The organism is Bradyrhizobium manausense (genome assembly GCF_018130615.1).
GTDB classification, from domain to species: Bacteria; Pseudomonadota; Alphaproteobacteria; order Rhizobiales; family Xanthobacteraceae; genus Bradyrhizobium; species Bradyrhizobium manausense_A.
The window spans coordinates 180,314-204,909 of record NZ_JAFCKB010000005.1 but is presented as its reverse complement, the minus strand read 5'-3'; the positions used below and the strand labels follow the sequence as shown (position 1 = coordinate 204,909).

Annotated in this window: 22 protein-coding genes; 11 read left to right on the top strand and 11 right to left on the bottom strand. The window is 63.6% G+C overall.

Annotated features, from left to right (window positions below; all coding sequences use genetic code 11):
• The first annotated feature begins 40 nt into the window (after nt 1–40).
• From JQ587_RS12230 to JQ587_RS12205, 6 genes are all read left to right on the top strand, one after another.
• Nucleotides 41–1,285 (top strand): ABC transporter substrate-binding protein, encoded by a 1,245-nt coding sequence (locus tag JQ587_RS12230; protein WP_212425450.1) that lies wholly within the window; start codon nt 41–43, stop codon nt 1,283–1,285.
• A gap of 103 nt (nt 1,286–1,388) precedes the next feature.
• A complete protein-coding gene (locus JQ587_RS12225; RefSeq protein ID WP_063688885.1) occupies nt 1,389–2,264 on the top strand; it encodes a branched-chain amino acid ABC transporter permease in 876 nt (291 codons plus the stop codon).
• Nucleotide 2,265: 1 nt separating this feature from the next.
• Nucleotides 2,266–3,192: a branched-chain amino acid ABC transporter permease gene (locus JQ587_RS12220; RefSeq protein WP_212298767.1), complete on the top strand. Its 927-nt coding sequence runs from the start codon at nt 2,266–2,268 to the stop codon at nt 3,190–3,192.
• The gene (locus JQ587_RS12215) at nt 3,192–4,673 is read left to right on the top strand and encodes an ATP-binding cassette domain-containing protein (protein WP_212425449.1); all 1,482 of its coding nucleotides are present in this window, start codon (nt 3,192–3,194) and stop codon (nt 4,671–4,673) included. Before JQ587_RS12220 ends, JQ587_RS12215 begins: the two co-directional genes overlap by 1 nt.
• Nucleotides 4,674–4,713: 40 nt before the next feature.
• Nucleotides 4,714–5,952, top strand: coding sequence for an ABC transporter substrate-binding protein (locus JQ587_RS12210; protein ID WP_212425448.1), 1,239 nt, complete (start codon nt 4,714–4,716; stop codon nt 5,950–5,952).
• A gap of 164 nt (nt 5,953–6,116) precedes the next feature.
• Nucleotides 6,117–7,016: an SMP-30/gluconolactonase/LRE family protein gene (locus JQ587_RS12205; protein ID WP_212425447.1), complete on the top strand. Its 900-nt coding sequence runs from the start codon at nt 6,117–6,119 to the stop codon at nt 7,014–7,016.
• Nucleotides 7,017–7,066: 50 nt separating this feature from the next.
• Here the strand turns inward: JQ587_RS12205 and JQ587_RS12200 are convergent, their stop codons facing one another.
• The 5 genes from JQ587_RS12200 to JQ587_RS12180 all read right to left on the bottom strand — a co-directional run bounded on the left by JQ587_RS12200 (nt 7,067) and on the right by JQ587_RS12180 (nt 13,036).
• On the bottom strand, nt 7,067–8,047 hold the full coding sequence (locus JQ587_RS12200; RefSeq protein ID WP_249154273.1) for an alpha/beta hydrolase family protein: 981 nt from the start codon (nt 8,045–8,047) through the stop codon (nt 7,067–7,069).
• Nucleotides 8,048–8,232: 185 nt separating this feature from the next.
• Nucleotides 8,233–9,192: an ABC transporter permease gene (locus tag JQ587_RS12195; protein ID WP_212298771.1), complete on the bottom strand. Its 960-nt coding sequence runs from the start codon at nt 9,190–9,192 to the stop codon at nt 8,233–8,235.
• Nucleotides 9,189–10,301, bottom strand: coding sequence for an ABC transporter permease (locus JQ587_RS12190; RefSeq protein WP_212425446.1), 1,113 nt, complete (start codon nt 10,299–10,301; stop codon nt 9,189–9,191). The genes JQ587_RS12195 and JQ587_RS12190 overlap by 4 nt, the downstream gene beginning before the upstream one ends.
• Nucleotides 10,294–11,841 carry a sugar ABC transporter ATP-binding protein gene (locus JQ587_RS12185; protein ID WP_212425445.1) on the bottom strand — a complete coding sequence of 516 codons (1,548 nt, stop codon included), beginning with the start codon at nt 11,839–11,841 and terminating at the stop codon, nt 10,294–10,296. The genes JQ587_RS12190 and JQ587_RS12185 overlap by 8 nt, the downstream gene beginning before the upstream one ends.
• A gap of 64 nt (nt 11,842–11,905) precedes the next feature.
• A complete protein-coding gene (locus JQ587_RS12180; RefSeq protein ID WP_212298774.1) occupies nt 11,906–13,036 on the bottom strand; it encodes a sugar ABC transporter substrate-binding protein in 1,131 nt (376 codons plus the stop codon).
• A gap of 474 nt (nt 13,037–13,510) precedes the next feature.
• On the opposite strand from JQ587_RS12180, the gene JQ587_RS12175 reads away from it, so the two are divergent.
• Both JQ587_RS12175 and JQ587_RS12170 read left to right on the top strand, forming a co-directional pair.
• Nucleotides 13,511–14,821, top strand: coding sequence for an ABC transporter substrate-binding protein (locus JQ587_RS12175; RefSeq protein ID WP_212425444.1), 1,311 nt, complete (start codon nt 13,511–13,513; stop codon nt 14,819–14,821).
• A gap of 438 nt (nt 14,822–15,259) precedes the next feature.
• Nucleotides 15,260–15,451 (top strand): hypothetical protein, encoded by a 192-nt coding sequence (locus tag JQ587_RS12170; protein WP_212425443.1) that lies wholly within the window; start codon nt 15,260–15,262, stop codon nt 15,449–15,451.
• Nucleotides 15,452–15,610: 159 nt separating this feature from the next.
• Here JQ587_RS12170 and JQ587_RS12165 read toward each other — a convergent pair whose 3' ends face one another.
• From JQ587_RS12165 to JQ587_RS12150, 4 genes are all read right to left on the bottom strand, one after another.
• Nucleotides 15,611–16,780 carry a Gfo/Idh/MocA family protein gene (locus tag JQ587_RS12165; RefSeq protein ID WP_212425442.1) on the bottom strand — a complete coding sequence of 390 codons (1,170 nt, stop codon included), beginning with the start codon at nt 16,778–16,780 and terminating at the stop codon, nt 15,611–15,613.
• Nucleotides 16,781–16,823: 43 nt separating this feature from the next.
• Complete coding sequence (locus JQ587_RS12160; protein ID WP_212298778.1) at nt 16,824–17,138, bottom strand: septal ring lytic transglycosylase RlpA family protein; 315 nt, start codon at nt 17,136–17,138, stop codon at nt 16,824–16,826.
• 102 nt (nt 17,139–17,240) lie between these two features.
• Nucleotides 17,241–18,086 carry a CmcJ/NvfI family oxidoreductase gene (locus JQ587_RS12155; RefSeq protein WP_212425441.1) on the bottom strand — a complete coding sequence of 282 codons (846 nt, stop codon included), beginning with the start codon at nt 18,084–18,086 and terminating at the stop codon, nt 17,241–17,243.
• A gap of 330 nt (nt 18,087–18,416) precedes the next feature.
• Entirely contained in the window at nt 18,417–18,845 is a 429-nt protein-coding gene (locus tag JQ587_RS12150; RefSeq protein WP_212425440.1) for a hypothetical protein, read from the bottom strand.
• A 345-nt stretch (nt 18,846–19,190) separates the two neighbouring features.
• Between JQ587_RS12150 and glgC the strand changes: the two genes are divergently transcribed.
• Together glgC and glgA are read left to right on the top strand one after the other, a co-directional pair.
• Nucleotides 19,191–20,453: a glucose-1-phosphate adenylyltransferase gene (gene glgC, locus JQ587_RS12145; RefSeq protein ID WP_212298781.1), complete on the top strand. Its 1,263-nt coding sequence runs from the start codon at nt 19,191–19,193 to the stop codon at nt 20,451–20,453.
• Nucleotides 20,450–21,901 (top strand): glycogen synthase GlgA, encoded by a 1,452-nt coding sequence (glgA, locus tag JQ587_RS12140; protein ID WP_212425439.1) that lies wholly within the window; start codon nt 20,450–20,452, stop codon nt 21,899–21,901. Before glgC ends, glgA begins: the two co-directional genes overlap by 4 nt.
• A 7-nt stretch (nt 21,902–21,908) precedes the next feature.
• On the opposite strand, the gene JQ587_RS12135 is transcribed toward glgA, so the two are convergent.
• Entirely contained in the window at nt 21,909–22,703 is a 795-nt protein-coding gene (locus JQ587_RS12135; RefSeq protein WP_212298784.1) for a DODA-type extradiol aromatic ring-opening family dioxygenase, read from the bottom strand.
• Between the two features lie 161 nt (nt 22,704–22,864).
• Here JQ587_RS12135 and JQ587_RS12130 point away from each other — a divergent pair, with 161 nt between their 5' ends.
• A complete protein-coding gene (locus tag JQ587_RS12130) occupies nt 22,865–23,044 on the top strand; it encodes a hypothetical protein (protein ID WP_027519499.1) in 180 nt (59 codons plus the stop codon).
• Nucleotides 23,045–23,051: 7 nt separating this feature from the next.
• Here JQ587_RS12130 and JQ587_RS12125 read toward each other — a convergent pair whose 3' ends face one another.
• Complete coding sequence (locus tag JQ587_RS12125; RefSeq protein ID WP_212298785.1) at nt 23,052–24,524, bottom strand: carboxylesterase/lipase family protein; 1,473 nt, start codon at nt 24,522–24,524, stop codon at nt 23,052–23,054.
• Between the last annotated feature and the right edge of the window lie 72 nt (nt 24,525–24,596).

The following is a 24,596-nucleotide window of genomic DNA, read 5'->3' as shown; positions in this document are numbered from 1 at the left end:
CCAATAGCTCAAAGAAGCTTGGTTCAAGGGAGAGAACAATATGAATAAAGCACTCTCTGGTGCATTGCGAAGTGCGTTTGGTATGGCCGCGACGGGCGCATTGTTGGCAGCCTCAAGCCCGGCATTAGCGGCCGATCCGCTTCGGATCGGTGTGATCGCGGAAGCGCAGGCGATTGCCGGCGCATCGATCCCGCAGGCAGCACAGCTTGCCGCGGACGAGATCAACGCCGCCGGCGGCGTCGACGGCCGCAAGATCGAGATCATCGGTTACGACAACCACTCCTCCTCCGCCGACTCGGTGCGCGCGTTCCAGCGCGCGGTGAACGAGGACAAGGTCAACGCGGTCATCGCCAGCTACATCAGCGAAGTGGTGCTGGCGCTGGAGCCCTGGGCCGCGCGGCTGAAGACGCCGTTCGTGACGCCGGGCGCGGCCTCCAACGAAATCAGCAAGAGCGTCCACGCCGATTACGAGAAGAACAAATACACCTTCCACGGCTACCTGACCTCGGCGGCGCTGGCGCTCTCGGTCTGCGACGGCGCCAAGGATCTTCTCGTCGACAAGCTTCACATGAAGTCGGCCGTCATCATGAGCGAGGACGCCGCCTGGACCAAGCCGCTCGACATCGGCTACGAGGAATGCCTGCCCAAGATCGGGCTGAAGGTGCTCGATCACATCCGCTTCTCGCCTGACACCACCGACTTCACCCCGATCTTCAACAAGATCGAGGGCGCCAAGCCGGACGTCATCATCACCGGCATCTCGCATGTGGGGGTGCAACCGACGGTGCAGTGGAAGAACCAGCAGGTGCCGATCCCGATGTTCGGCATCTCCTCGCAGGCCACCAACGAAACCTTCGGCAAGGATACCAACCAGGCCGCCGAAGGCGTGCTCTATCAGGGCGTCTCCGGGCCCGGCGTCGCGGTGACGCCGAAGTCGGTGCCGTTCGCGGAAAACTTCCGGAAGAAGTTCGGCAACTATCCCTCTTATGCCGGCTACACCGCTTATGACGAGGTCTATTACATCGCCGATGCGGTGAAGCGCGCCGGCTCGACCGATGCCGACAAGCTGGTCGATGCGCTGGAGAAGACCGACTGGGAAGGCACGATCGGCCGCGTCCAGTTCTACGGCAAGGACGATCCATTCACGCACTCGATCAAATACGGCAAGGGCCTGATCACCGGGCTGATGCTGCAATGGCAGGACGGCAAGCAGAGCGCGGTCTGGCCGAAGGACGTCGCCAAGGTCGATATCAAGTTCCCGAGCTTCATCAAGCTCAGCAACTGATCGGACATGCTCCCGGGACCACCTCCCGGGAGCTTCCGCTTGCAGCCTCCCGCAGCAACCTTCCCTCAAAGCGGCAGCCCGGCTGCCACGCGGCCAATCATCAATGCGAGCTTTCCAGATTCTGATTGATGGCTTCGCCATCAGCGCGCTCTACGCTCTCGGTGCCACCGGCTTCACGCTCATCTTCGGCGTCTCCGGCGTGCTCAACCTCTCCCACGGTGCCATCATGGTGGCGGCAGCGGTGGCGGCCTGGGCCGCCGCCAGCGTGCTCAATGTCGGCACCTATGCCGGCGCGCTGATCGGGGTCGGGGTCGCCCTCCTCACCGCGTTCGCCACTTACTTCGCCGTGGTGAAGCCGATCCAGGATTCCCGGCGCATCCCGAATGAGGAGAAGGAGATCTTCGTCCTCACGGGAACGCTGCTCTGGGGCATCATGATCCAGGAGCTGATCGCCTATTTCTTCACCAACAACGCCAAGACCGTGCTGCCGATCGTCGAGGGCGTGGTCGAGATCCTCGGCGTCCGCACGCCGAAGAACGAGATCTTCACCGCGATCGTATGCTGCCTCGTCATTGCGCTGCTGTGGCTGCTGGTGAACCGCACCCGCACCGGCAAGGCGGTGCTGGCGGCCTCGATGAACCCACGCGGCGTCACCCTGCTCGGGCTCGAGCTTACCAACATCTACATCGTGGTGTGGGCGATCTACGGCATTCTGGCCGGCATCGCCGGCGTGCTGCTCGGCATGTTCCTCGGCGTCAGCTCCTACAGCGTCGGGCCGCTGACGGCGAGCGCGTTCTCGATCGTGGTGCTCGGCGGCCTCGGCAGCGTCTCCGGCTCGCTGATCGCGGCCTTCGTGGTCGGCTATCTCGAAACGCTGACCGCCTATCTGGTCTCGCCGGCCTACCGCACCATTCCGGCGCTGCTGCTGCTCGTGTTCGTGATGTACATCCGGCCGCAGGGCCTTCTGGGGAGGCGCTGAGATGGCGGGCTTCTTTACCTCGCGCCTGTTCTTCGTCTCGCTGGCGCTCGTCATCATCGCAGCGACGCTGCCGCTCTATGTGTCCGGCTATGTGCTCGGGCTGCTCACCGTCGCGTTCTATTTCGGCGTGTTCGCGATGGCCTGGGACCTGCTATTTGGCTTCGCCGGCGAGGTCAATTTCGGGCCGACCTTCCTGATCGGCGTCGGCGCCTACACCGCCGGCATTCTCAACGCGCAGTTCGGCTGGTCAGTCTATCTCTGCATCGTGTTAGGCGCGCTCGCCTCCGTCATCGCCGGGCTCGTGCTGGCGCTGCCGGCGCTACGCGTGCGCGGGCCGTATTTCGGCCTGACCACGCTGGTCGCGGTCCTGATGCTGCAGAACTTCATCGTCGTGTTCGCCGATCTCACCGGCGGCGAGATCGGCTTGACCATCCCCGACGTCATCACCATCAATGCCGGCGCGAACTACTGGATCGCGCTCGGCTTCATGACGATCTCGGCAGCGATCCTTTACGGCCTGTCGCAATCGCCGATTGGCCTCGTGCTGCAGGCGAGTGGCCAGGATCCGGTGCAGGCCGGTGCGCTCGGCTTCAACATCGTCAAGCACAAGCTCGCCGCGTTCATCGTCAGCGCGTTCTTCTCGGGGCTTTCAGGCGCCTTGCTGGTGTTCTATTTCGGCACCGCGTCCGTCGGCACCGTCGTCGACGTCGCAGTCGGCGTCAACGTGATCGTCTCGGCCGTGCTCGGCGGCCGACGCACCGTGCTCGGCGCAGCACTCGGCGCGATCTTCCTGATCGTCGCCGGCGAATTCCTGCGTCCGACCGGCGAGCTTGCCACCTTCATCGTCTCGGCGGTGGCGCTGCTCGTCGTCCTGTTCTTCCCCGGCGGCTTCCTCGGAGCGGCTCTCTCGCGCGAGGCACGCTCGTAATGGATCAGAGGCTTTCAAACCGGCCCGTGCTCGAAGTCCGCGGCCTGACCAAGCGCTTTGGCGGATTGACCGCGGTGAAGAACCTCGGTTTCGACGTCAATGGCGGCGAGATTTTTGGCCTGATCGGGCCGAACGGCTCGGGCAAGTCGACCGCGATGAAGAGCGTGATGGGCATCGAGCGCCCGACCGCAGGCGACGTGGTGTTCGAGGGCGAGAATGTCGCGGGCCTGCCCGCGCACAAGATCGCGCGAAAAGGCTTTGGCATGGTGTTCCAGCACTCGCGGCCGCTGAACCGGCAGACCGTGCTGGAGAACATCATGGTGGCGCTGCTGCCGGACAGCCTGTTCATGCTGTTTCCGGACAAGGCGCTGGTCGAGCGCGCCAAATGGATCGCCGACCGCGTCGGACTGGGCTCCGTGATGAACCGCCGCCCGCCGACGCTGCCCTTTGCCGATCTGCGCCGGCTCGAACTCGCAAAAGCGATCGCGCGCGACCCAAAGGTCGTGCTGGTCGACGAACCCTTCGCCGGCCTGACCCGCGCCGAGGTCGACGTGTTCTCCGACCTGATCCGCAGCTTCCGCGATGAGGGCCGCGCGGTGATGCTGGTCGACCACAACGTCAAGAGCGTCGCGGCGCTGGTCGATCGCGTGCTCGCGATGTATCTCGGCGAGGAGATCGTCACCGGCAAGGCCGACGACGTCATGCGAAACGAGACCGTGCGGCGGGTCTATCTCGGCGGCGCCATCGAGACCCATGCGCGGCCCGAGACCAGCTTCAAGGACAAGGTGCCGCTGCTCCAGGTCGAAAACGTCAGCGTGCATTACGGCAAGGCGCAGGCGCTGGAGAACGTCTCGATCCACATCCACGAGGGCGAGTTCGTCTCCATTGTCGGTCTCAACGGCGCCGGCAAGACCACGCTGTTCAACACCATCTCCGGCTTCCTGCCGTATAGCGGCGAGATCATCCGCGGCGGCAAAAAGCTGCGCGGCACGAGCCCCGCCAGGATCGCCCGCAGCGGCCTCGTGCAATGCCCGGAATCGCGCGAGCTGTTCGGCGAGATGACGGTGCGGGAAAATCTCGATCTCGGCGGGCAACACCTCGACGACGACAAGCGCGCCGCGCAGCTCACCTGGCTGTTCGAGCTGTTCCCGATCCTGAAGGAGCGGCAGGGCCAACTGGCGCAGACGCTCTCCGGCGGCGAGCAGCAGATGCTCGCGATCGGCCGCGCGCTGATGATGCAGCCGCAGATCCTGATCCTGGACGAGCCGACGCTGGGGCTTGCGCCGGTCATCCTCGAACTGCTGTCCAAGGCGCTGGAGAAGCTGCGTCAGACCACGTCGATCACCGTGCTGCTCGGCGAGCAGAACGTGACCTTCGCGCTGCCGCATGCCGACCGCGTCTATGTGCTGGAGCACGCCAGGATCGTCTGGGAAGGTGATCCCGGCCGCTTCGCGAGCGAAGCCGGCGCCGATTTTCTCTGAGTCGCGCGTATCAATAACAAACAACGAAAGGGAAACGACCATGCGATCATCCACGCTTCTGGGCTCCGCCCTCCTCACCTCCGCGCTGGCGCTGTGCCTCGCCGCGCCCGCCTACGCGCAGTCGAACGATCCGATCAAGATCGGCGTCATCGCCGAAGTACAGTCGATCGCGGGCGCGGCAACTCCCGGCGGCGCCCAGATCGCAGCCGACGAGATCAATGCCAAGGGCGGCATCCTCGGCCGCAAGATCGAGATCGTCACTTATGACAACAAGAGCTCGTCGGCCGATTCCGTGCGCGCCTTCCAGCGCGCCGTGAGCGAGGACAAGGTCTCGGCGGTGATCGCAAGCTATATCAGCGAGGTCGTGCTGGCGCTGGAGCCCTGGGCGGCGCGGCTGAAGATGCCGCTGATCACCCCGGGCGCCGCCTCGAACGAGATCACCAAGGCGATCCACAACGACTATGAAAAGAACAAGTACACCTTCCACGGCTACCTGACCTCGGCCGCGCAAGCCCAGCTCGTCTGCGACGCCGCGAAGGATCTCCTCGTCGACAAGCTCAAGTTCAAGACGGTCGCGATCATGAGCGAGGACGCCGCCTGGACCAAGCCGCTCGACGTCGGTTACGAAGCCTGCCTGCCCAAGGCCGGCCTGAAGGTCGTCGAGCATGTCCGCTTCTCGCCCGACACCACCGACTTCACGCCGATCTTCAACAACATCGAGGCCAAGAAGCCTGACGTGATCGTCACCGGCATCTCCCATGTCGGCGTGCAGCCGACGGTGCAGTGGAAGAACCAGCAGGTGCCGGTCCCGATGTTCGGCATCAGCGCGCAGGCGCTGAGCCCGACCTTCTGGAAGGACACCAATGGCGCCGCCGACGGCGTGCCGTCGCTGGCGGTCGCGACGCCCGACGTCGCGGCGACCTCGAAGACGAAGCCGTTCGCGGCAGCCTTCAAGGCCAAGTTCGGCACGCCGCCGGCCTATACCGGCTACACCGCCTATGACGAGGTCTACATCATCACCGACGCCATCAAGCGCGCCGGCTCGACCGATCCCGACAAGATGGTCGCCGAGCTCGAGAAGACCGACTTCGAGGGCACGATCGGCAAGATCCAGTTCTACGGCAAGGACGACGAGTTCACCCACGGCATCAAGTCCGGTCCGGGCGCGGTGACCGGCCTGGTCTTCCAGTGGCAGGACCAGAAGCAGGTCGTGGTCTGGCCGGAGAAGATCGCGGAAGGCAAGCTGAAGTTTCCGAACTTCGTGAAGCTGTCGCAGTAGAAAGCGAACGAACGACACCGCGAACGCGTGATGCCCGGGCCCTCCCGGGCATTTCGTTTTGCCCTCAAGGAGCCGAAGCACGCTTGCAAATTTGTCAGGGTCGATCACAGTAAGGACCGCACGCAGGCAGCTTGCAAGAATCTGCGGCTCATCAAGGAGGACACATGCTCCCCTATGTCGCCCACGACCCTCGCTTCGAGCGGCTGGTCATCGGCCATGTCAATCTCGAGAAACTCACCAGCGGCTGCCGCTGGGCCGAAGGCCCGGCCTACTTTCCGGCCGGGCGCTACCTCATCTGGTCCGACATTCCGAACAACCGGATGATGCGTTTCGACGAGACCGACGGATCGGTCTCGGTTTTCCGCGCGCCAAGCTTCAATTCCAACGGCAACACCACCGATCGCCAGGGGCGGCTGGTGACCTGCGAGCATTTCATGCGGCGCGTCACCCGGACCGAGCACGACGGCTCGATCACCGTGCTGGCGGATGCGTTCGAGGGCCGCCGGTTGAATTCGCCCAACGACGTCGTGGTCAAGTCGGACCATTCGATCTGGTTCTCCGATCCGACCTACGGCATCGACAGCGACTATGAAGGGCAGCAGAGTCCGTCCGAGATCGGCGCCTCCAATGTCTACCGGATCGATGGCAATTCCGGTGCCATCACGCGCGTCGTGTCCGACCGGGTGCAACCGAACGGGCTGGCCTTCTCGCCGGATGAAACCCGCCTCTATGTCGCAGACACCGGCGCGACGCATGTGAGCGGGCTGCCGCCGACGATCTGGTCCTATGAGGTCAAGGGACAAGCAGTCGGAGAGGCCTCGCTGTTCGCCACCTGCCCGGACGGGCTCTATGATGGCTTCCGCGTCGATATCCACGGCAACATCTGGACATCGGCGGGCCGCAGCGTGTTCTGCTACGCAGCCGACGGCACCCATCTCGGCACAGTCCCGATCGGCGAGATCGTCGCCAACGTCTGCTTCGGCGGCCCGCGCCGCAACCGCCTCTACATCTGCGGCCAGACCTCGCTGTATTCGATCTATCTCAACACGCGCGCGGCGGTGTAAGGGACGGACGCAGTTCGGGGTCAACCTCACACGTGTCCTGCCTGGGCAGGCTAGTTCGATATGCGATCCGACTCCATCGGCATCGCACGCAAGGTTTGTAGCAAGACCTCGGTCGCCACCCCACTTGCACACATTCCTTCCGCCGCCTGGCCGAAATCAACGAGACTATGATAGGTCGGCCCTCGGGCCTTCGTGAGTGGAACAAGCCAAGCCGCATGTCCATGCGATTTGAGCCCGTTGAAATACAGTTCCTGCGTTGAAAACGGGATGTTGGAATCACGCGGGTCGGAGATCAGGAATATCCTGCGCGCAGGTTGATCCGGTATCTGGTTCACGGAATCGTAGGGATCAAAGAAGACTTCGGTCTTCAAACGGCCGACCCATCCCCTCGCCTTCAATCGCGCGCGATACGCCGCGGCCGGAGAAGAAAGAACGACGCACTGAAGATCGTTGCGCTGAGCAAGGAGCTCTGCCGCAAGCGTCCCGCCTCCGCTATGCCCTCCAAGCACCCAGCGGCCGATATGATAGCGCGACTTCAAGGCATCGACAGCAGAAGCCATCAGCTTCGCTTCCAGTGGCGTGTGCCTGATGTCGTAATGCTTTCCCGCACTTCCATACGTGCCCGGCCTACCCAGGAAAATGAACGGCACGCCGTATCGTCCGAACTGCTCTTGCGATTGCTCGATCATCGCTGCAACGCCGAGCCCTGCTTGATGGCGCACGCCTTTGGGCCCGCCCATCACGTCACCCGGTATCCAGACGACGGCCAGTGGATTTGTCCCGTCCGTCTTCAACCCTGCGGCGTAGTATCTCAGGCAATATCCATTGCTCTCGATGCTGACCCAGACCGCGGTTTCGCGCGCCTCCATCTCTTTGCAGACCTCAGGCGAGATCTGCGTTCCGTTGATGACTTTAATTGGATCGAACATCTCATCGTCGGGCCGGGACTGGGCCAAAGCTTCCGACGACATCAGGAAGGAATTTGCACTCACAATCAAAGAGATGAGGGTTGCGATTCCAGCGAATTTCAACGTTGGCACTCCAGGATATGCAGCAGCGCGTGACCGGCGACGTCGCCTCTGAAAGCGTTGTCGCCACGATCTGGCGGCCTCAGTTACATCTGGAAAGCGGCAGGGTCAGGACCAAAATACGGATGGCAGCGATCTGCCTCGCTTGCCGCGATCGCGCTAGGGCTTCGTATTGATGAGTCTGTGTCCTAGCTCGTCACACGTTCACCGCGGCCATAGACCAGCAGCATGAAGATGATGACGAGGCCGTAGATGACCTGGCGGCCGGCCTCCGGCATGTCCATGATCGACAGCACGCTGTTGAGCAGCACGATCAGCACGACGCCGATCAGCGTGCCGAGATAGCGCCCGCGGCCGCCGAGAATGTTGGTGCCGCCGATCACGACCGCCGCGATCGATGGCAGCAAATAGGCATCCCCCATGCCCTGATAAGCCTTGGTGGAGTAGCCGGCGAGCAGAACGCCGGCGAGCGCGGCTGCGACACCGCACAGGACGAAGCAGATCACGGTGATGCGGCGGGTGTCGACACCGGCCAGATAGGCGGCCGCTTCCTTGTTGCCGATGGCATAGACGTAGCGGCCGAGCGCCGTGCGCTGGAGCACGATTGTGACGAGGACGGACACTGCGGCCCAGACGAACAGGGCGTTGGGAATTCCGAGCGTGCGGTCGCCGGCGAGCATCCGCATCAAATCCGTGGCGGCGGTCTGCGGCGCATAGCCACCAGTATGAGCGACCATCAGGCCGCGCATGACCGCGTTGACGCCGAGGGTGAAGATCATCGACGGCACGCGCAGATACGCGACCCCGATGCCGTTGATGAGACCGACCAGCAGTCCGACCCCGAGCCCGACCGGAATTGCAAGCGGTCCGCCGATCGATGTCGCCATCATCGCGGCGGCGGCGAGCGTCCAAGGCACCGATAGGTCGATCTGCGCGATCAGGATCACCATCATCATCCCGGCGGCGACGATGCCGAGGAAGGCGCCGATCTGGAGCTGCTGCAGCAAATAGGTCGGCGACAACAATGGCGCGCTGCCGAAGCGGGCAAAGGTGTAGATCGTGCCCGCCACCAGGATGACGAGGATGAACAGGGCCGCGATCAGGATCGGGCGGTCATCGCGCGAGAGACTGAGAGAGGCCGAACTCATCGAAACAGCTCCAGCGTATTCTTGACGCGCAGGACGCCGAGCGCGCCGATGCTGACCGCCGCCAGCAGGATCAAGCCCTCGAACAGCGGCTGCAACAGCGGCGCGATGTCGAAGATGCGGAAGAAGAACGAGATGACGCGCAGGACCATAGCACCGAAGATCGAGCCGATCGCGCTGCCGGTCCCGCCGAGCAGCGACGTGCCGCCGATGACGACGGAGGCAATGGAGTTGAGCGTATAGGCGCCAGCCTGCGGGATGTCGGCATTGCCCGAGGAGGTCTGGATGGCCAGGAACAGGCCGCCGCAGCCGGCGAAGAAGCCGGCAAGCGTGAAGGCCGCGATCTTGGCGCGGTCGATCGGAAGGCCGGACATATAGGCGGCACCTTCGGCCGAGCCGACCGCATAGACGGCCCGGCCAAGCACGGAGCGGCGGAACGGCACCCAGACCAGGAGCGCGATCAGGACGAGCAGCACGAACGGCACCGGGATCCAGGCCACCGGCGCAAACCAGCTTGCTGCGCCGTCATCGAAGATATGGACGGTCGCGGCGAAATCCCCGAGCGAATTGGTCATCGCCCAATTGAGATCCTCGTCGATCTTGCCGCCCGGCGTCGGCCGCAGGAACAGCGCGATGCCGATATAGACAGCGCCGGTCGCGAGAGTCGCGATGATCGGCTGGATGCGCCCGTAGACGACGATGCAGCCATTGATGAAGCCGGCCAGCGCACCGGTCGCAAGGCACACGACGATGCCGAGCAGGATTCCGCTTATCCCGCCGGGGAAGGTGCCGAGGCCGAGTTGCAGGCCGAAGATGTCGAGATGCAGCGGCGTGCCGTCCACCGCGCCCGTCAGCAGGTAGCTCGCGAAACATCCCACCATGGTCATGACAGCACCCACGGAGAGATCCAGCCCCGACGCCAGCACCGGCACGGTCTGGGCCATCGCCAGCATGGCGAGCGCAAAAATCTCGTCGCCGTTCTGCACCAGAACCGCCGACGAGAAGCCCTTGGGGTGCGCGAGATTGTAGAGCAGATAGAGGATGGAGAACAACAGGACGGCGGTGACGATGCCGATGTTCTGGCGAATCCTGATGGCGACATCGTCAAGCATGGGCAGCTCCGGGCGTGCCAGGCGCCGCCGCGTCGATGTTCAGCGCGCTCGCGATGATGTTGGTCTCGTTGAGATCGTCACCCTCGAGCTCGCGCACGATGCGCCCGTCATACATGATCGCCACCCGGTCGCAGCAGCCAATGAGCTCGTCATAGTCGGTCGAGTAGAACAGGATGGCCGCGCCCTGGTCCGCGAGCTCGCGCATCAGCCGGTAAAGCTCCTGCTTGGTACCGACGTCGATGCCGCGCGTGGGATCGTTGAGCAAAATGATGCGCGGATCGGTCATCAGCCATTTGGCGAGAACGACCTTCTGCTGATTGCCGCCGGAAAGCGTGGAGACCGCGTCGCCGGGCGCACCGATCTTGATCTGCAGCCGCGCGATGGCGCGCTTGATGGCCTCGTTCTCGCGCGCGCGGTCGACCAGAGGTCCGGTCGAAATCGCGTCGAGTGAGGCGATCACCAGATTGTCCGCGATCGACATCGGCAGCATCAGGCCTTCGGTCTTGCGATCCTCCGGCACGAGCGCGATGCCGACCGACTTCGCCGCTGCCGGTGAGCCCGGGCGCACCTCGCGGCCTTCGACGGTGACCTGCCCGGAGACGCCACGCAGCACGCCGAACAGCGCCAGCAGCAGGGATTTCTGGCCCTGGCCATCCAGCCCGCCGAGACCGACGATCTCGCCGGCACCAACGCGGAGCGTGATGCCATCGAGGCTCTTGTCCCAGCTCAAATTCTCGACAGCCAACATGGGCTTCGGCGATCCACGCGAGGGCTTTGGCGGATATTGGGCCGCAATGTCGCGTCCGATCATGAGCTGAACGATATCGGCGGTCGAGCGCCTGCCTTTGTCGAAGGTCTCGATATGGCGCCCGTTGCGAAACACGGAAGCGCGGTCTGCCAGCGCCTCGACCTCGTGCATCCGGTGCGAGATGTAGAGAATGGCAACGCCCTCGGCCTTGAGCCGCGCCAGCATGGCGTACACCTTCTCGACGTCGGCACTGGTGAGAGCCGACGTAGCTTCATCGAGGATCAAAAGCTGTGGCTTCTTGCCGAGCGCCTTGGCGATCTCCACCACCTGGCGGCGCGACAACGGCAGATCGCGCACGCGCATCAGGGGATTGACGTCCTCGCAACCGATCTCGGCCAGCAGCTCCTCGGCCCGGCGGCGCTGGGCTCGCGCATCGATGAGGCCGAAGCGGCGCGGCGGCGACGCAATCGAGATGTTGTCCGCGACCGAGAGGTCGGGCATCAGCGACAATTCCTGGAAGATGCAGACGACGCCGGCTGCATTGGCGGCGGATGGTGTCGCGAAGCTCACCTCGGATCCGCCGAGCCGCATGGTGCCCGCATCAGGCTGGACGACGCCGGCGATGATCTTGATCAGCGTCGACTTGCCAGCGCCGTTCTCGCCCAGCACCGCATGGATCTTGCCGCGCTCGCATGCAAAATCGACACCTTCGAGCGCGCGCACACCGGCGTAACGCTTGGAGATTCCGGACAAGGCGAGGAAGGCGGGCGAGGTCAGAGCAGCATCCGACATGGCAGGGCTCACGCAGCAGCGGCCCGGCGAAAGCCGGGCCGCAACCGCAACATCTCCAATGCGCTCACTGGGTGTTCTTTTCGCTCTGCGACATGATCTCCGGCGCCGTGAAGTTGACGCCGCAGGGCGTGAACTGGTTCGGCGCGAAGAAGTTCGCGTTGAGGTCCGGCCAGTAGTTGGTGCCGGGCTTCAGGTCCTTGTAGGTCGCAACCGGGATCGGGATCGAGATCAGCTGCGGCATGACGTTGCCTTGCAGCGCGGAGATCGCCGCCTTGGTGGCGATGGCGACCAGCGCTGGCGACTGGCCGTAGGACATGCCCTTGAGCCCGTCCTTGGCGTGATCGGCAATCTGCTTGCGGTACTCGTTCTCGCCCTCGCCCGACATCGGGACGAACGGGTGCTTTGCCGACATCATCGCCTGCACGGTGCCATCGGAGCCACCTTGCGTGAACACGCCATCGAAATGGCCGTGCACCGCGAGCGCGTCCGCCGTCACCTTCTGCGAGGTGCCGGTGTCCCAATTGCCGACCACTTCGGTGATCTTGAAGCTGTTGCCCGGCGCTTCCATGACCTCGCGGAAGCCAAGATGGCGGTCGCGGTCGACCGAATTGCCCGGCAGGCCTCGGACCTCGAGAATGTCGCCGGACTTCTTGCCGCTCTCATCCATCAGCCACTTCGCCGACATGCGGCCCATTTCCTTCTGGTCCTCGTTGACCATCATCACCTTGTCGGTGTCGAGGACGTTGTCGAAGGGGACCACGACGACGTTGTTCTTGTCGGCGAGGCGGATGATGCGGTCGAAGCCGTCAGGCGCCACCGCGATGGTGACGATGGCGTCAAAGCCCTGATTGATGAAGTCCTCCATCGCGCCGAGTTGCGCTGCAACATCGGTGCCGGTCGAGACGACCTTGAACTCCTTGATATTCTCCTTGATGCCGGGCTGCGCGGCGAAGGCCTTCGCGGTCTTCACCATCTGGATGCGCCAGGTGTTGCCGACGAAGCCGTTGACGAGTGCAATCTTGTAGGGCCCGGGCTTCTTGTCCCACTGGAAGAACTTGGTTTGGGACGACCAGGGCTTGAAGCATCCGGGATCGGCACCCGGGCCGGACACGACCTTGGGCCCTGCCAAGGCACTGACCGAGGACAGCAACAGGCCAGCGCAAGCCAGCCCCGCAAAACGAAGCGTCCACACCATGTCTCTTCTCCCTAAGCTTTTGTGTTCCACCCTTAACGTGGCGCGATGGCCAAGCCGGAAATTGGACTTCCCGTGCAATTTGCCCCGCTAGGATGGCACGCAACCTCCGAAGCGCACAAGCCGAATGCCGGTCATGAACCCTGGCCCGCTGCGAACGGATGGAGCAAAACCATCACAATTGCGGGAGACGCTGCCGCACCGGGGACGAAGCTGAAAACGCACGCGTGACAAGTGGATGCTCGCGCCCGAACTGATGCAGCGCCATCGAATGATCCCGATCAAGCGGCAGCAAGGCAGTCGCTCCATCAGCGCATCGCAAAAAGAATGATACTCAGGGAAAAATGCCGGCGTGATCTCGGACGGCTGCGCGTCCGAATTGCCTAGTGCGGCGCATGTTGACTTTCGTGCATGCCATCCAAATACTCGCTAAAAAGTAAAGCCAGTCGCAAACGACGGTTCGGAGGGAGGGATAGGATGCCGACTTCACGCAGGCAGCTGCTGAAGGGTACGGCGGCTACCGCCGCCACACTCAGCCTCGATTGGACCCGGGCCCAGGCGCAAGCCGAGAATTTGCGCATCGGCCTGATCTACGATCTCACCGGACCATTCGCCGCCGGCGGCTCGGTCGCCTCCTCGGTCGGCGCGCAGATCGCCATCGATCTGGTCAACGAGAAGGGCGGCATCGGGGGCAAGACCAAGATCGTGCCCGTCTCCGCCGACTCCCAGAGCAAGGCCGACGTCGCCATCAACGAGGCCGAGCGCCTGATCAGCCAGGAAAAGATCGACATCATCAACGGCGTCTATTCCAGCGCGCATGCCGTGCCGATGGCGGCGAAGGTCGAGCAGCAGAAGAAGATCCTCTGGATCACGACCGCGGTCTCGACCGCCGTGTTCAAGGACAAGAACCTGCAATATGTGTTTCGCGCGCAGATCCATTCCGACCAGTACGGCCAGGCTTTTGCCGGCTTCCTCACCGAGCACGCCAAGGGCAAGCTCGGCATGGAGCCGAAGGACGTCAAGGTCGCACTGATCCACGAGGACGGTCCCTATGGCGTCGGCGTCGCCGCGGCCGACGAGGCCTATGCCAAGGAGGCCGGCATCCAGGTGGTGCTGCGTGAGGGCTATTCGGCCTCGGCACCCGATCTGTCGGTGCTCGTAACCAAGCTCAAGCGCGCCAAGGTCGATGTGATCTCGCATGCCGGCTACAATCCCGACATCACCCTGTTCCTGCGCCAGGCCCGCGAAAGCGGCCTACGCTTCAAGATGCTGTTCGGCGCCGGCGCCGGCTACAGCCAGCTCGACAAGCTGCGCGCGACCTTCGGCGCCGACATCGACAATTTCTGCAACATCGATCCGGTGCCGGCGCAGCTGCTCGATGCCTCGAAGCTCGCGCCCGGCATCGGCGACCTGATCAAGACCATGGTCACGCGCTACCAGGCCAAGACCGGCGCCACCGACGTGCCGCCGCATTGCTCGATGGGCTTCAACCAGACCTGGGTGCTGCTCAACAACGTGCTGCCGGTGGCGAAAGAGAAGTATGGCAGCTTCGAACCGGAGGCCATTCGCAAGGCCGCGCTCGACGTCGACATCCCGCCCGGCGGCACCATCCAGGGCTACGGTGTGAAGTTCTTCCCGCCGGGCACGCCGCTCTCCGGCCAGAACGAACGCTCGACGCCGGTGGTGATGCAGAACGCTGGCGAGCATATCTCCGTGGTGTGGCCGACCAACATCCGCACGCAAGATCCGGTGTTTCCGCTGCCGAAGGGATCGACTTACGGAGCGTGAGGCGCACGCCGCGGACGCTGTCTCTTCCCCGCCTTAGCCGGCGCTTAGGCCGTTCTCAAGAACGGCCGCCGACGGCCGCGCGTGCCATCTTCACCTGCAAGAGCAGAAGAATGGGGGCGCACACTTGGCATTCGCCACGGCCTGGCACCAACCCGACGAACGGCGTTGTAGCGGATGGCGCTTGCATCCAAAGGTAACTCTCTTCGCGCTGTAGTTGGATTTTTGACCGCAAAGGGCTCCGCACAGGTTGTGAGACGAAGTCTTTTTGAAATAAAAATCTTCTAGAGTGTGATCTAGATAATGAGCCCTGCTTCATCATCGTACGTACAAACCAATCAACCAGCCGCGTTCGGCGCTGGTTTGTTTTAGTCGGCACCGGCTCGCATGACCGAGCCCTGCACCGGCGGTTAGCAATTTTCAAATTGTAGATTTGCAACGATGGGGGTCACGATGCCCGCCATATTCGAACTGCTCTACAAGGAATTTTGCCGCGCCCGCCTTGCCGAGATGCGCAAGCAGCTTCTGCTCACGGGTAAACATCCAAAGCTCTTTCTGCCGGACGACGATCCCGCCGATCCGGATGGGGTCGACTCGCAACACGAGGCCGGGTTGAAGCGCCCGAGGGAATAATCACGCCCCAGCAACAATATCTCTGACAGGCATCCGCTTCAGGAGGCAACATTGAATACGCCCGAGTTCTACGCTGCGTCGATTGCCTGCCTCTCTTGCATGACCATTGTCGTGATGATGGCTGTCGGAGCCTGGTAGCGGCGCACGCGCATCGGCATCTTACAACACCACGCGCCGTCCCTCCTCCGCCGCCCAATAGCCGGCGTAGTTGACCTTGATTGTCTCGTAGGCCAGCGCGAGGTCCGACAGTGGCTGCCGTCCCGTGGCGGCGCATTCCATGAAATCCTGGATCTCCTGGAGATAACCGCGCGTCCATTCCTCCTCGAGGCAGACATACTGCCAGCCGGTTTTGCGGTCGACCTTCTCGGTGATGTAGACGCTCGCGAGCTTCTCCTCGGAGGTCTGGTAGCTCATCAGGTGCGTGTTCGGGGTGATGTTGGCGAACAAGGACCCGCCGCTGGTGTAGGTCTCGATCAGATTGCGCACGCCGCCCATGATCATGTCGCCGGAGAACACGGTGGCCTTGGTGCCATCTGAGAAGGTCGCGGTCAGCGTGCCCCAGTCCTCGACATCGACCGGATTGGCCTTGATGTAGCTGCGCTCTTCGGGCTTGAGGCCGGCCGTGACATTGCCGACATCGCCGGTGACGCTGGCAACCTTGATGATCTCACCGCGCGCCTTGGCTTCGACCTGCTTGAGATAGAGCACGGCCGAAAGCGGATGGCAGCCCATCCGGATCAGCGAGCCGCCGCCGGTCATCGCCCATTGCGCGGCATGGGCGGCATGCGAGCCGGAATGGCTCTCCTCGCCCTTCATGAACAGGATCTTGTCTTTCGTTGCCTTGAGGATTTCGGCGGTCTTGGTCACGGCCGGCGCGTAGATCCAGTCCTCGGCATACATGAAGAGCTTATCCGTGCCTTCGATCGCGGCGCGGGTGCGGTCCATCTCCTCCAGCACGCGCTCATACATCAGCGCCTTCGGCACGTGCTTGCCGATCGGCTGCCTGTCGCCGTCGCGACCGAAATAGCCGGCGAAGGGCTTTTCGCAGATGACGTGCTTGCCGGCCTGCATGGCGGCGATGATCATCTCGGCATGAAGATTGGGCGGGGTGCAGATGTCGACGACATCGAGCACGCGGTCGGCGACCAATTCCGCAAAGCTGCGATAGACGCGCGGGATGTTGTGGCGGGCCGCGAATTCGACGACATGGTCGCCGCGCGCGGCAACAGCGGCAACCTCGACGTCGACACCATAGACGCGCCGGAACGCATACATGTGCAGCTCCGACACGAAGCCGCAGCCGACGAGACCGACCCTGATCCTGGCCATAGCGCCCCCTTGCTTTGAGCAGCACTATAGCGCGACAGCAGTGCTATTCCACCGAGACCCGCACCACGCCGGCGCTCATCATGCCGAGCGCGCGGGCGGCGGGCACGGATAGATCGACGATGCGGCCGCGGATGAAGGGACCACGATCATTGACACGGCATTGGATCGTCCGCCCGCTGTAGGACACTCTGAGCACGCTGCCGAACGGACGCGTCCGGTGCGCACAGGTCAGCTCGCCGCCCCTGCCGGCTTTTCCATATCCATAGTATGACGCAAGCCCGCTTTCGGCGTGGGCGACGGAAAATGCTGAAAGCGAGAAAGTGGTCAGACAAAACAGTAGCGTCGGCTGCGCTCGCACGGCACCGCTCCCGGTTACCCTGCCCCGCGCTGCAACGTCGCCAGGTTCCCCTTGGTTCCCAAGCCACTGCCGGGCGATGCCCGGCAGTGCCATCACACATTGTTACTGTTTGTGAAAGACCAGCGTGCGCACCTCGATGCTCTCGCGCGGCGCGGCATCCGGCGGCGTGGTCGGATCGACAAAGGCCGTGTGCGGCCCGAAACGGGTGCGGCCATCGCTTGCAGAGTCATAGCATTTGAGCAGCAGCGCCTCGTCCGGCGTCATCTCTGGGAAATAAAACCAGCGATGGTTCGGATTGTATTTCACCGAATAGGTCTCGCCGCGACGATTGGGATAGATGAGATCGGAGGCGACGAGATCCTCGGGCGCAACCGTCGTGCCGTCAGCCATTGCCAGCGGTGAATCGCGCAAGGGTCCGCGGATCGGCCGCCAGAGATTGATCACCTGGACGCGCCCCTTGAGCAGCTCATCGGCCTCGCCGGGCAGATGCTCGCGCACGCGGTTGGCGCCGGAGACGATGGTCTGGTCGACATGGACGCGCGTCGCCGGTTGGCGCGGACCACCGTCGCGGATATCGGCGGCGCCCGCGACGCGCTTGCGCACGGTGTGATCGAAGATGACGACGCGGTCGGCCTTCAGCGTCGCGCGCAGGAAGGCTTCGACCGCGGGATAATAGACGGCGCGGATTTCCTCATCGTTGTAAAAGTCCTTCACCCGGTTCGGATGACGTACCAGCGCAAAGCCTTCGCGATCCAGGGAGAAGTTGTTCGCAATCAATCGCGCATCGAAGATCGGAACCCGATGCGGCTCCGGCAGCGAGGTGCTCTTCGGCTCCCCCGGCGGCGGATCGAAGGCGTAGGTCCGTGGCGTGCCGGACACCGGCGCGAGGTAATTGAGTTCAGCGGTGACGAAGGGAAGCGATTCGATTCTTGTTTCTTGCAGACCCATGGCCGGTCTCCCGATTCTATCGTCCATTTGATCTTGGCGGACGCATCATCGACTGCAAGAGACCGGCTTCGAATAGCAATGCTGCTGTTGTCGGCGTCGGCAAAAGGAGAACGATCGTTTCAACCGGCAGCGACAAGTCAGCGATTTTGTCCTCGCCTCACATTCCCTTGATTACAAACCGAACATGAGCGGCGAGCTTTGCGCTTCCCACTGACACCAAATTCGGTGCCGCGAGATCGTGCTCGCGCATCTCGTCTGCATGAACCTATCTAGAGCATGATCCGGGAAAGAGCGAAGCAGCTTTCCAGGTCATGCCCAGGCAACGACCGCTCACCAATAGCCGCGATAATAGTGACGGTGATAGACCCGGTACGGTCGATAATAGCCGTAATATGGACGGTAGGGCCGATAGTATCGCGGATAGGCTGGTCCATAGCCGTAGCCATAATAGGCCGGCGCGTAACCATAGCCGTAGCCGGGGTAACCGTAGCCGCCGTAATATGGCCCGCCGCCATAGTAGCCGTAACCATAAGGCGCTCCGCTGGCGATGGCGCCGCCGATGATCGCACCCGCTGCAAGGCCACCGAGACCCCAGCCCCATCCACCGCCGCGCCAATGCACCTGTGTGACGTCATCGCCAGCCGCAGCCTTCATGGTCGCGACATTGGTCGGCATCGGCGCCGCTGCTGCCTGCTGGATTTGGCCGGCCATGACCCCAACCGTCAGCGAGCAGGCAATCGCCACTTTCCAGATACTCATCGTCTTACTCCCTGTCTGACGTTTCGTTCGGAAGAGCATCGCAGCCGTATGATCGAGCATCCTTGCGCCAAGTCAAAGGCTCGAATTCGAGTGCAGCGCACAAGACGGCCGCGCATGCCTCAATTGTGACCGGCGGACGACGCCTCGCCCGCGCCGCTGTCAAGCCGCGGCGTCGGTATGGGCGAGCGGGCGCGCCCCGGCAAAGCGTTAAGCTTCCCATGCATTCGCAACCAACAAGCGTCTTCCCGATTTACTATTCGTACCGTTACTATCGGTTCCAATGGTGCGCGGCCGGAAGGCACTTCGCGAAGGCCTGAGCTTGCGCCAGATAAGTGGGAGGATCACATGAGTGCCGCCGGAAATGAGCCGCTTGCCCGCCAGGCCTTGGCGTTTGTCCTTGCCGGCGGTCGCGGCAGCCGGCTGCTGGAGCTGACCGACCGGCGCGCCAAGCCCGCGGTCTATTTCGGCGGCAAATCCCGTATCATCGATTTCGCATTGTCGAATGCGGTGAACTCCGGCATCCGCCGCATCGCGGTTGCCACCCAATACAAGGCGCACAGCCTGATCCGGCATCTGCAGATGGGCTGGAACTTCTTCCGGCCCGAGCGCAACGAGAGCTTCGACATCCTGCCTGCGAGCCAGCGCGTCTCGGAGAACATGTGGTATGTCGGCACGGCGGATGCCATCTACCAGAACATCGACATCATCGAGTCGCACAACGCCCGCTTCATCGTCGTGCTGGCGGGCGACCACATTTACAAGATGGACTACGAGGTGATGCTGCGCCAGCACGTCGACAGCGGCGCAGACGTGACCGTCGGCTGCCTCGAAATGCCGCGCGCGGAATCCTCGGGCTTCGGCATCATGCATATCGACGAGAACGGCTGGATTATGCAGTTCCTTGAGAAGCCCAAGGATCCGCCGCCGATGCCGGGCAAGCCGGACGTCTCGCTCGCCAGCATGGGCATCTACGTGTTCAACGCGAAATTCCTGTTCGACGAGTTGAAGCGCGACGCCGAGGACCCGAACTCGAGCCACGATTTCGGCAAGGACATCATCCCCTATATCGTGAAGAACGGCCGCGCGATCGCACATCAATTCTCGACCTCCTGCGTGCGCTCGGGCAGCGATCCCCGCGCCTACTGGCGCGATGCCGGCACGGTGGACGCCTATTGGGCGGCCAATATCGACCTCACCGACGTGGTGCCGGAGCTCGATCTGTTCGACCGCGCCTGGCCGATCTGGTCCTATGCGGAGATCACGCCGCCCGCCAAGTTCGTCCATGACGAGGAGAGCCGGCGCGGCCAGGCGGTGAGCTCGCTGGTCTCGGGCGGCTGCATCATCTCCGGCGCATCGCTGCGCCGCTCGCTGCTGTTCACCGGCGTGCGCATCAACTCCTATGCCAATGTCGAGAACGCCGTAATCATGCCTTACGTCAATGTCGGCCGCGGCGCGCGGCTGAAGAACGTCGTGATCGACCGCGGCGTGGAGATTCCGGAGGGACTCGTCATCGGCGAGGATCCGGAGCTTGACGCCAAACGCTTCCGCACCACCGAACAGGGCATCTCGCTCGTCACCCAGCCGATGCTCGACAGGCTCAATACATGACGCCTGTTCGCGTCCTCGCGGTCGCTTCTGAAGTCTATCCCATCGTCAAGACCGGCGGCCTCGCGGATGTCGCCGGTGCGCTGCCGATTGCGCTGAAAGCCCACGGCATCGAGATGCGCACGCTGATGCCGGGCTATCCGGACGTGATCCGGCTACTCTCGGGCGCGGAAGAGCTGCGGAGCTGGCCGGATTATTTCGGCGCCCCGGGCCGCCTGCTCGCCGGATCCCGTGACGGGCTCGACCTGTTCGTGCTCGACGTGCCCCATCTCTATGCCCGGCCCGGAAATCCCTACGTCACCGCGGAAGGCGTCGACTGGCCGGACAATGGCGTGCGCTTCGCGGCGCTGGCGCGCGTGGCGGCGGACATCGGCCACGGTCTCGTTCCGGCCTTCGTGCCTGACGTGGTGCATGCCCATGACTGGCAGGCCGGGCTCGCGCCGGCCTATCTGCATTACGACGGCGGACCGCGGCCCGGCACAGTGATGACCATTCACAACATGGCCTACCAGGGCAAATTCGATCGTACGCTGGCGGGCGTGGTCGGCCTGCCGCGGGACGCCGCATTCGACGTCCACGGCCTCGAATATTTCGGCGGCATCAGCTTCTTGAAAGCCGGCCTGCAGCTCGCCGATCGCATCACCACGGTATCGCCGACCTACGCGCGTGAAATCCAGAGCGACGAAGGCGGCATGGGGCTTGGCGGCCTGCTGCGCGAGCGCTCGAGCGTGCTCAGCGGCATCCTCAACGGCATCGACGTCGACGTGTGGAATCCACAAACCGATCCGCACATCGCCTATCGCTTCAGCACCCAAGACATCGCATTCCGAGCCGCCAACAAGGCGGTGCTTCAGCAGCAATTCAATCTCGATTCCTCAGACGAAGCGCCGCTGCTTGGCGTCATCAGCCGGCTGTCCTGGCAGAAGGGGCTTGATCTTCTGCTCGAGGCGATCCCGACGATCCTGGACCAGGGCATGCAGCTCGCGCTGCTCGGCAGCGGCGAGCGCGATCTGCAGGATCGCTATCAGGCCGCAGCGCGTGCCAATCCCGGTCGGATCGGAGTCTTGATCGGCTATGACGAAATACTGGCCCATCTGATCCAGGCCGGCTCCGACGCGCTGCTCGTGCCGTCGCGGTTCGAGCCGTGCGGGCTGACCCAGCTCTGCGCCTTGCGCTATGGCGCAGTGCCCATCGTCTCCCGCGTCGGCGGCCTCGAGGACACCATCGTCGACATCGGCGAGGCCGGACGCGACGCCACCGGCTTCAAATTCGGTCCGGTGACGGCCGATGCCCTCGCCGGCACGCTGCGCAAGGCGAACGCCGCCTTCCATGACAAGGCGACCTGGCGCCGGCTGCAATTGAGCGGTCTTGCGACCGACGTGTCCTGGCGCAACCGCGCGGGCGAATACGCCGCGCTTTATCGCGGCCTGATGGCGTCCCGCCGTACGTAGAGCGGATTCACCCAAACATATACGACGCCATCGCGACGCTTGCGACCTCGTCGACGAACACGCGCTTGCCGACGTCGCTGCCGGCAGCGCCGGCCGCGACCATCAGCGGCAGCAGGTGATCCTCGCGCGGATGGGCGAGACGCGCGCTCGGCGCATTCTCCCAATCGACCAGCATCGCGTTGCGGCGCGCAGCATCCGGATTGCTGATCGCCTCGTTCAGATAGGCCTCGAAATCATAGGAAACGGGTTTGGACTCGGCCCGCCCGAAGCCGCGCATGTTGTGATAGGTGAGCCCGCTGCCGACGATTAGAATGCCCTCGTCGCGGAGCGCGGCGATGGCCTGCCCGACCTTGATGTGCTCGGCCGCGTCGTAACTCGCCTTCAGCGACAGCAGCACGATCGGCATGTCGGCGTTCGGATACATCAGGCCGAGCGGCACGAAGGTGCCGTGGTCAAAGCCCTGATTGGGATCTTCCCGGCAGTCGAGGCCCGCGTGCTTGAGCAGCGCCCTCACCTCCGCAGCCAGTTCGGGCTGGCCCGGCGCCGGATATGTGATGTGGTAGGTATGCTCGGGGAAACCGTAATAGTCGTACACCATCGGCGGATGCGCCGAGGTCGACACGGTGAAGGCGTCGGCCTCCCAATGGCCCGTGATGACGAGCACCGCCTTCGGCCGCGCGGGCAGAAGCTGCGGCAGCCGGCCGAACTCCGCGGCGGTCTTGGCATATTGCACCCGCCGGTCCTCCATGAAGGGCCAGGGGCCGCCGCCATGGGACAGAAACAGGGTCGGAAATCGCGTCATTTGTGCCGGCTCGTCTCTTTGAAAACATGCGCGGATTAAACGCCCGCGCGCTTCGCGGCGAGCATAGGCAAACCGGCATGGTTAGCAAGTCGTTAACGATTTGCCGCCCACAATCGCCCCCGTGGCCGAAGGAATCGGCCAGAAGACAAGCGAGACGTGAGATGAAGAAGTTTGCGCTGGGGGACGTCGTCAACAGTGACAAGGGCCGCCGCGGCGTCGTTCGCGCCGCCTATCGGTCCAAGGAAGGCCAGCAGTTCTATGCCGTCGAGAAGGACGGCGCGATGGACTATCTGGAGGAAGACCGGCTGAGCCCGGCGCCGCGCGTCGAGCTCGCGGCCTAACCCCAGTTCATCTTTTGCTCTCGCCCGCGAGCCGGTCCAGACGCTCTCCCCAAGGGTCGTCGCCGCTCGCGATGCGATCGTTCGTGATCAGCAGCAAATGGTCGCGATCCGCGGCCGCATCCCAATGCGGCAGCTCGGCGTCGTTGGGATCGCCGCTTCTGGCGAAGTTGATCCAGTAGGTGCGCAGGCGGTTGGCAAGCTCGCGATCCCGCCGCGAGAAGATGCCCGCGCCGGGCACGCCCTCGACGCCGAAGATGAACTGCAACTCCCGCCCATGGCCTTCATCGGCATTACCGCGCCTCGCTTCCGGCACATAGGCAAAGCGATAGCGGAAGGTCGGCGCGCCCGTCGCGGCGTGAAGCCGGGCCAGCATTCGCACCGGCTCGGAGAAGACCTTGTCGGTGTAGAAGCCCGCCGCAAGGTCGGACGGCCTCTTGGCTTCGGGATAGAGCCTGCGCAACTCATCAATGCTTTCACTCGACGATGACAGCGCCTCCTTGACCTCCAGCTCGCTGTCGAAGCGGGTTTCGTCGTCGTTCGAGCCGATGATGAGGGGAATGCGACTCTCATGCCCCGCGGCGAATCCGGCGGCGATGTCTTCCGTCACCAGGTTTCCATCTACCGCCGGCGCAAAGCTGCGCGGCGTCTTGCCCAAGAGACGCTTTTCCGCGGCGAGAAGGCGCGCCGGCGCGACGACGCGCAAATCGGCCTCTTGCCCGAGTGCGGCGACGAACTGCCGGCCCGTAGTCTCGGCCTCCTGCGACGACGGCAGGCGCACGCGGCCAGGCACCGATTGCAGAATGGCTTTCTGGAAGAGATCGCGTGACTGGGTACACAGCATCAGCAGCGCGATCGATGTCGCCCCGGCGCCGTTGCCGAACAGCGTGACGTTGTTCGCATCGCCGCCGAAGGCCGCGATATTGTCGTGGACCCAGCGCAGCGCCGTGATCTGGTCCATCAGGCCAAAATTGCCGGAGCCGTATTCCGACAGCGCGGGATGGGTGAGCCAGCCGAGTGCGCCCAAGCGATAATTCACGGTCACGATGATGAGCCCGGCCTGCGCGAACCGTGCGCCATCGAACAACGGATCATTGGCGGTGCCGGCGACGTATCCGCCGCCATGGATGAACACCATGACCGGCAGCGGCCCATCGACGCCGAAGGGACGAAACACGTTGAGCGTGAGGCAATCTTCGCGGGCGGTCGGCAGCGACGGCTGGAGGCAGGGCGCATCATAGTCGTAGGCCGTGCTCATCTCCGAGCTCTCGGGCAAGGCCTGCGGCGGACGCCAGCGCAGGCTGCCCACCGGCGGCGCTGCATAAGCCAGGCCCTTGAAGGATGCCACCTCGCCTTTGACGGCGCCGAGCATCTGGCCTTCGCGCGTCAACGCAAACGGAAACTGGCCGACCGCCTGCGCGACGGCGGCACCGGCGCAGCAAAGACATGAAGAGGCCGCAACGAGTGCAAACAGCCACCGCATCTAGGGAATCTCGAGGCGCGGAAAGGGTCGTTGGCAGGTTACGTCTGCAGCTCGCGGCGAGGCAAGCTCTGC

Coding starts and splice junctions, on each gene's coding strand:
- JQ587_RS12190 (WP_212425446.1), bottom strand. CDS start 10,301: ATGCTTGACGATGTCGCCATCAGGATTCGCCAGAACATCGGCATCGTC.
- JQ587_RS12185 (WP_212425445.1), bottom strand. CDS start 11,841: ATGTCGGATGCTGCTCTGACCTCGCCCGCCTTCCTCGCCTTGTCCGGA.
- JQ587_RS12225 (WP_063688885.1), top strand. CDS start 1,389: ATGCGAGCTTTCCAGATTCTGATTGATGGCTTCGCCATCAGCGCGCTC.
- JQ587_RS12135 (WP_212298784.1), bottom strand. CDS start 22,703: ATGACGCGATTTCCGACCCTGTTTCTGTCCCATGGCGGCGGCCCCTGG.
- JQ587_RS12155 (WP_212425441.1), bottom strand. CDS start 18,086: ATGGGTCTGCAAGAAACAAGAATCGAATCGCTTCCCTTCGTCACCGCT.
- JQ587_RS12175 (WP_212425444.1), top strand. CDS start 13,511: ATGCCGACTTCACGCAGGCAGCTGCTGAAGGGTACGGCGGCTACCGCC.
- JQ587_RS12130 (WP_027519499.1), top strand. CDS start 22,865: ATGAAGAAGTTTGCGCTGGGGGACGTCGTCAACAGTGACAAGGGCCGC.
- JQ587_RS12230 (WP_212425450.1), top strand. CDS start 41: ATGAATAAAGCACTCTCTGGTGCATTGCGAAGTGCGTTTGGTATGGCC.
- glgA (WP_212425439.1), top strand. CDS start 20,450: ATGACGCCTGTTCGCGTCCTCGCGGTCGCTTCTGAAGTCTATCCCATC.
- JQ587_RS12165 (WP_212425442.1), bottom strand. CDS start 16,780: ATGGCCAGGATCAGGGTCGGTCTCGTCGGCTGCGGCTTCGTGTCGGAG.
- JQ587_RS12125 (WP_212298785.1), bottom strand. CDS start 24,524: ATGCGGTGGCTGTTTGCACTCGTTGCGGCCTCTTCATGTCTTTGCTGC.
- JQ587_RS12215 (WP_212425449.1), top strand. CDS start 3,192: ATGGATCAGAGGCTTTCAAACCGGCCCGTGCTCGAAGTCCGCGGCCTG.
- JQ587_RS12210 (WP_212425448.1), top strand. CDS start 4,714: ATGCGATCATCCACGCTTCTGGGCTCCGCCCTCCTCACCTCCGCGCTG.
- JQ587_RS12205 (WP_212425447.1), top strand. CDS start 6,117: ATGCTCCCCTATGTCGCCCACGACCCTCGCTTCGAGCGGCTGGTCATC.
- glgC (WP_212298781.1), top strand. CDS start 19,191: ATGAGTGCCGCCGGAAATGAGCCGCTTGCCCGCCAGGCCTTGGCGTTT.
- JQ587_RS12195 (WP_212298771.1), bottom strand. CDS start 9,192: ATGAGTTCGGCCTCTCTCAGTCTCTCGCGCGATGACCGCCCGATCCTG.
- JQ587_RS12150 (WP_212425440.1), bottom strand. CDS start 18,845: ATGAGTATCTGGAAAGTGGCGATTGCCTGCTCGCTGACGGTTGGGGTC.
- JQ587_RS12170 (WP_212425443.1), top strand. CDS start 15,260: ATGGGGGTCACGATGCCCGCCATATTCGAACTGCTCTACAAGGAATTT.
- JQ587_RS12180 (WP_212298774.1), bottom strand. CDS start 13,036: ATGGTGTGGACGCTTCGTTTTGCGGGGCTGGCTTGCGCTGGCCTGTTG.
- JQ587_RS12220 (WP_212298767.1), top strand. CDS start 2,266: ATGGCGGGCTTCTTTACCTCGCGCCTGTTCTTCGTCTCGCTGGCGCTC.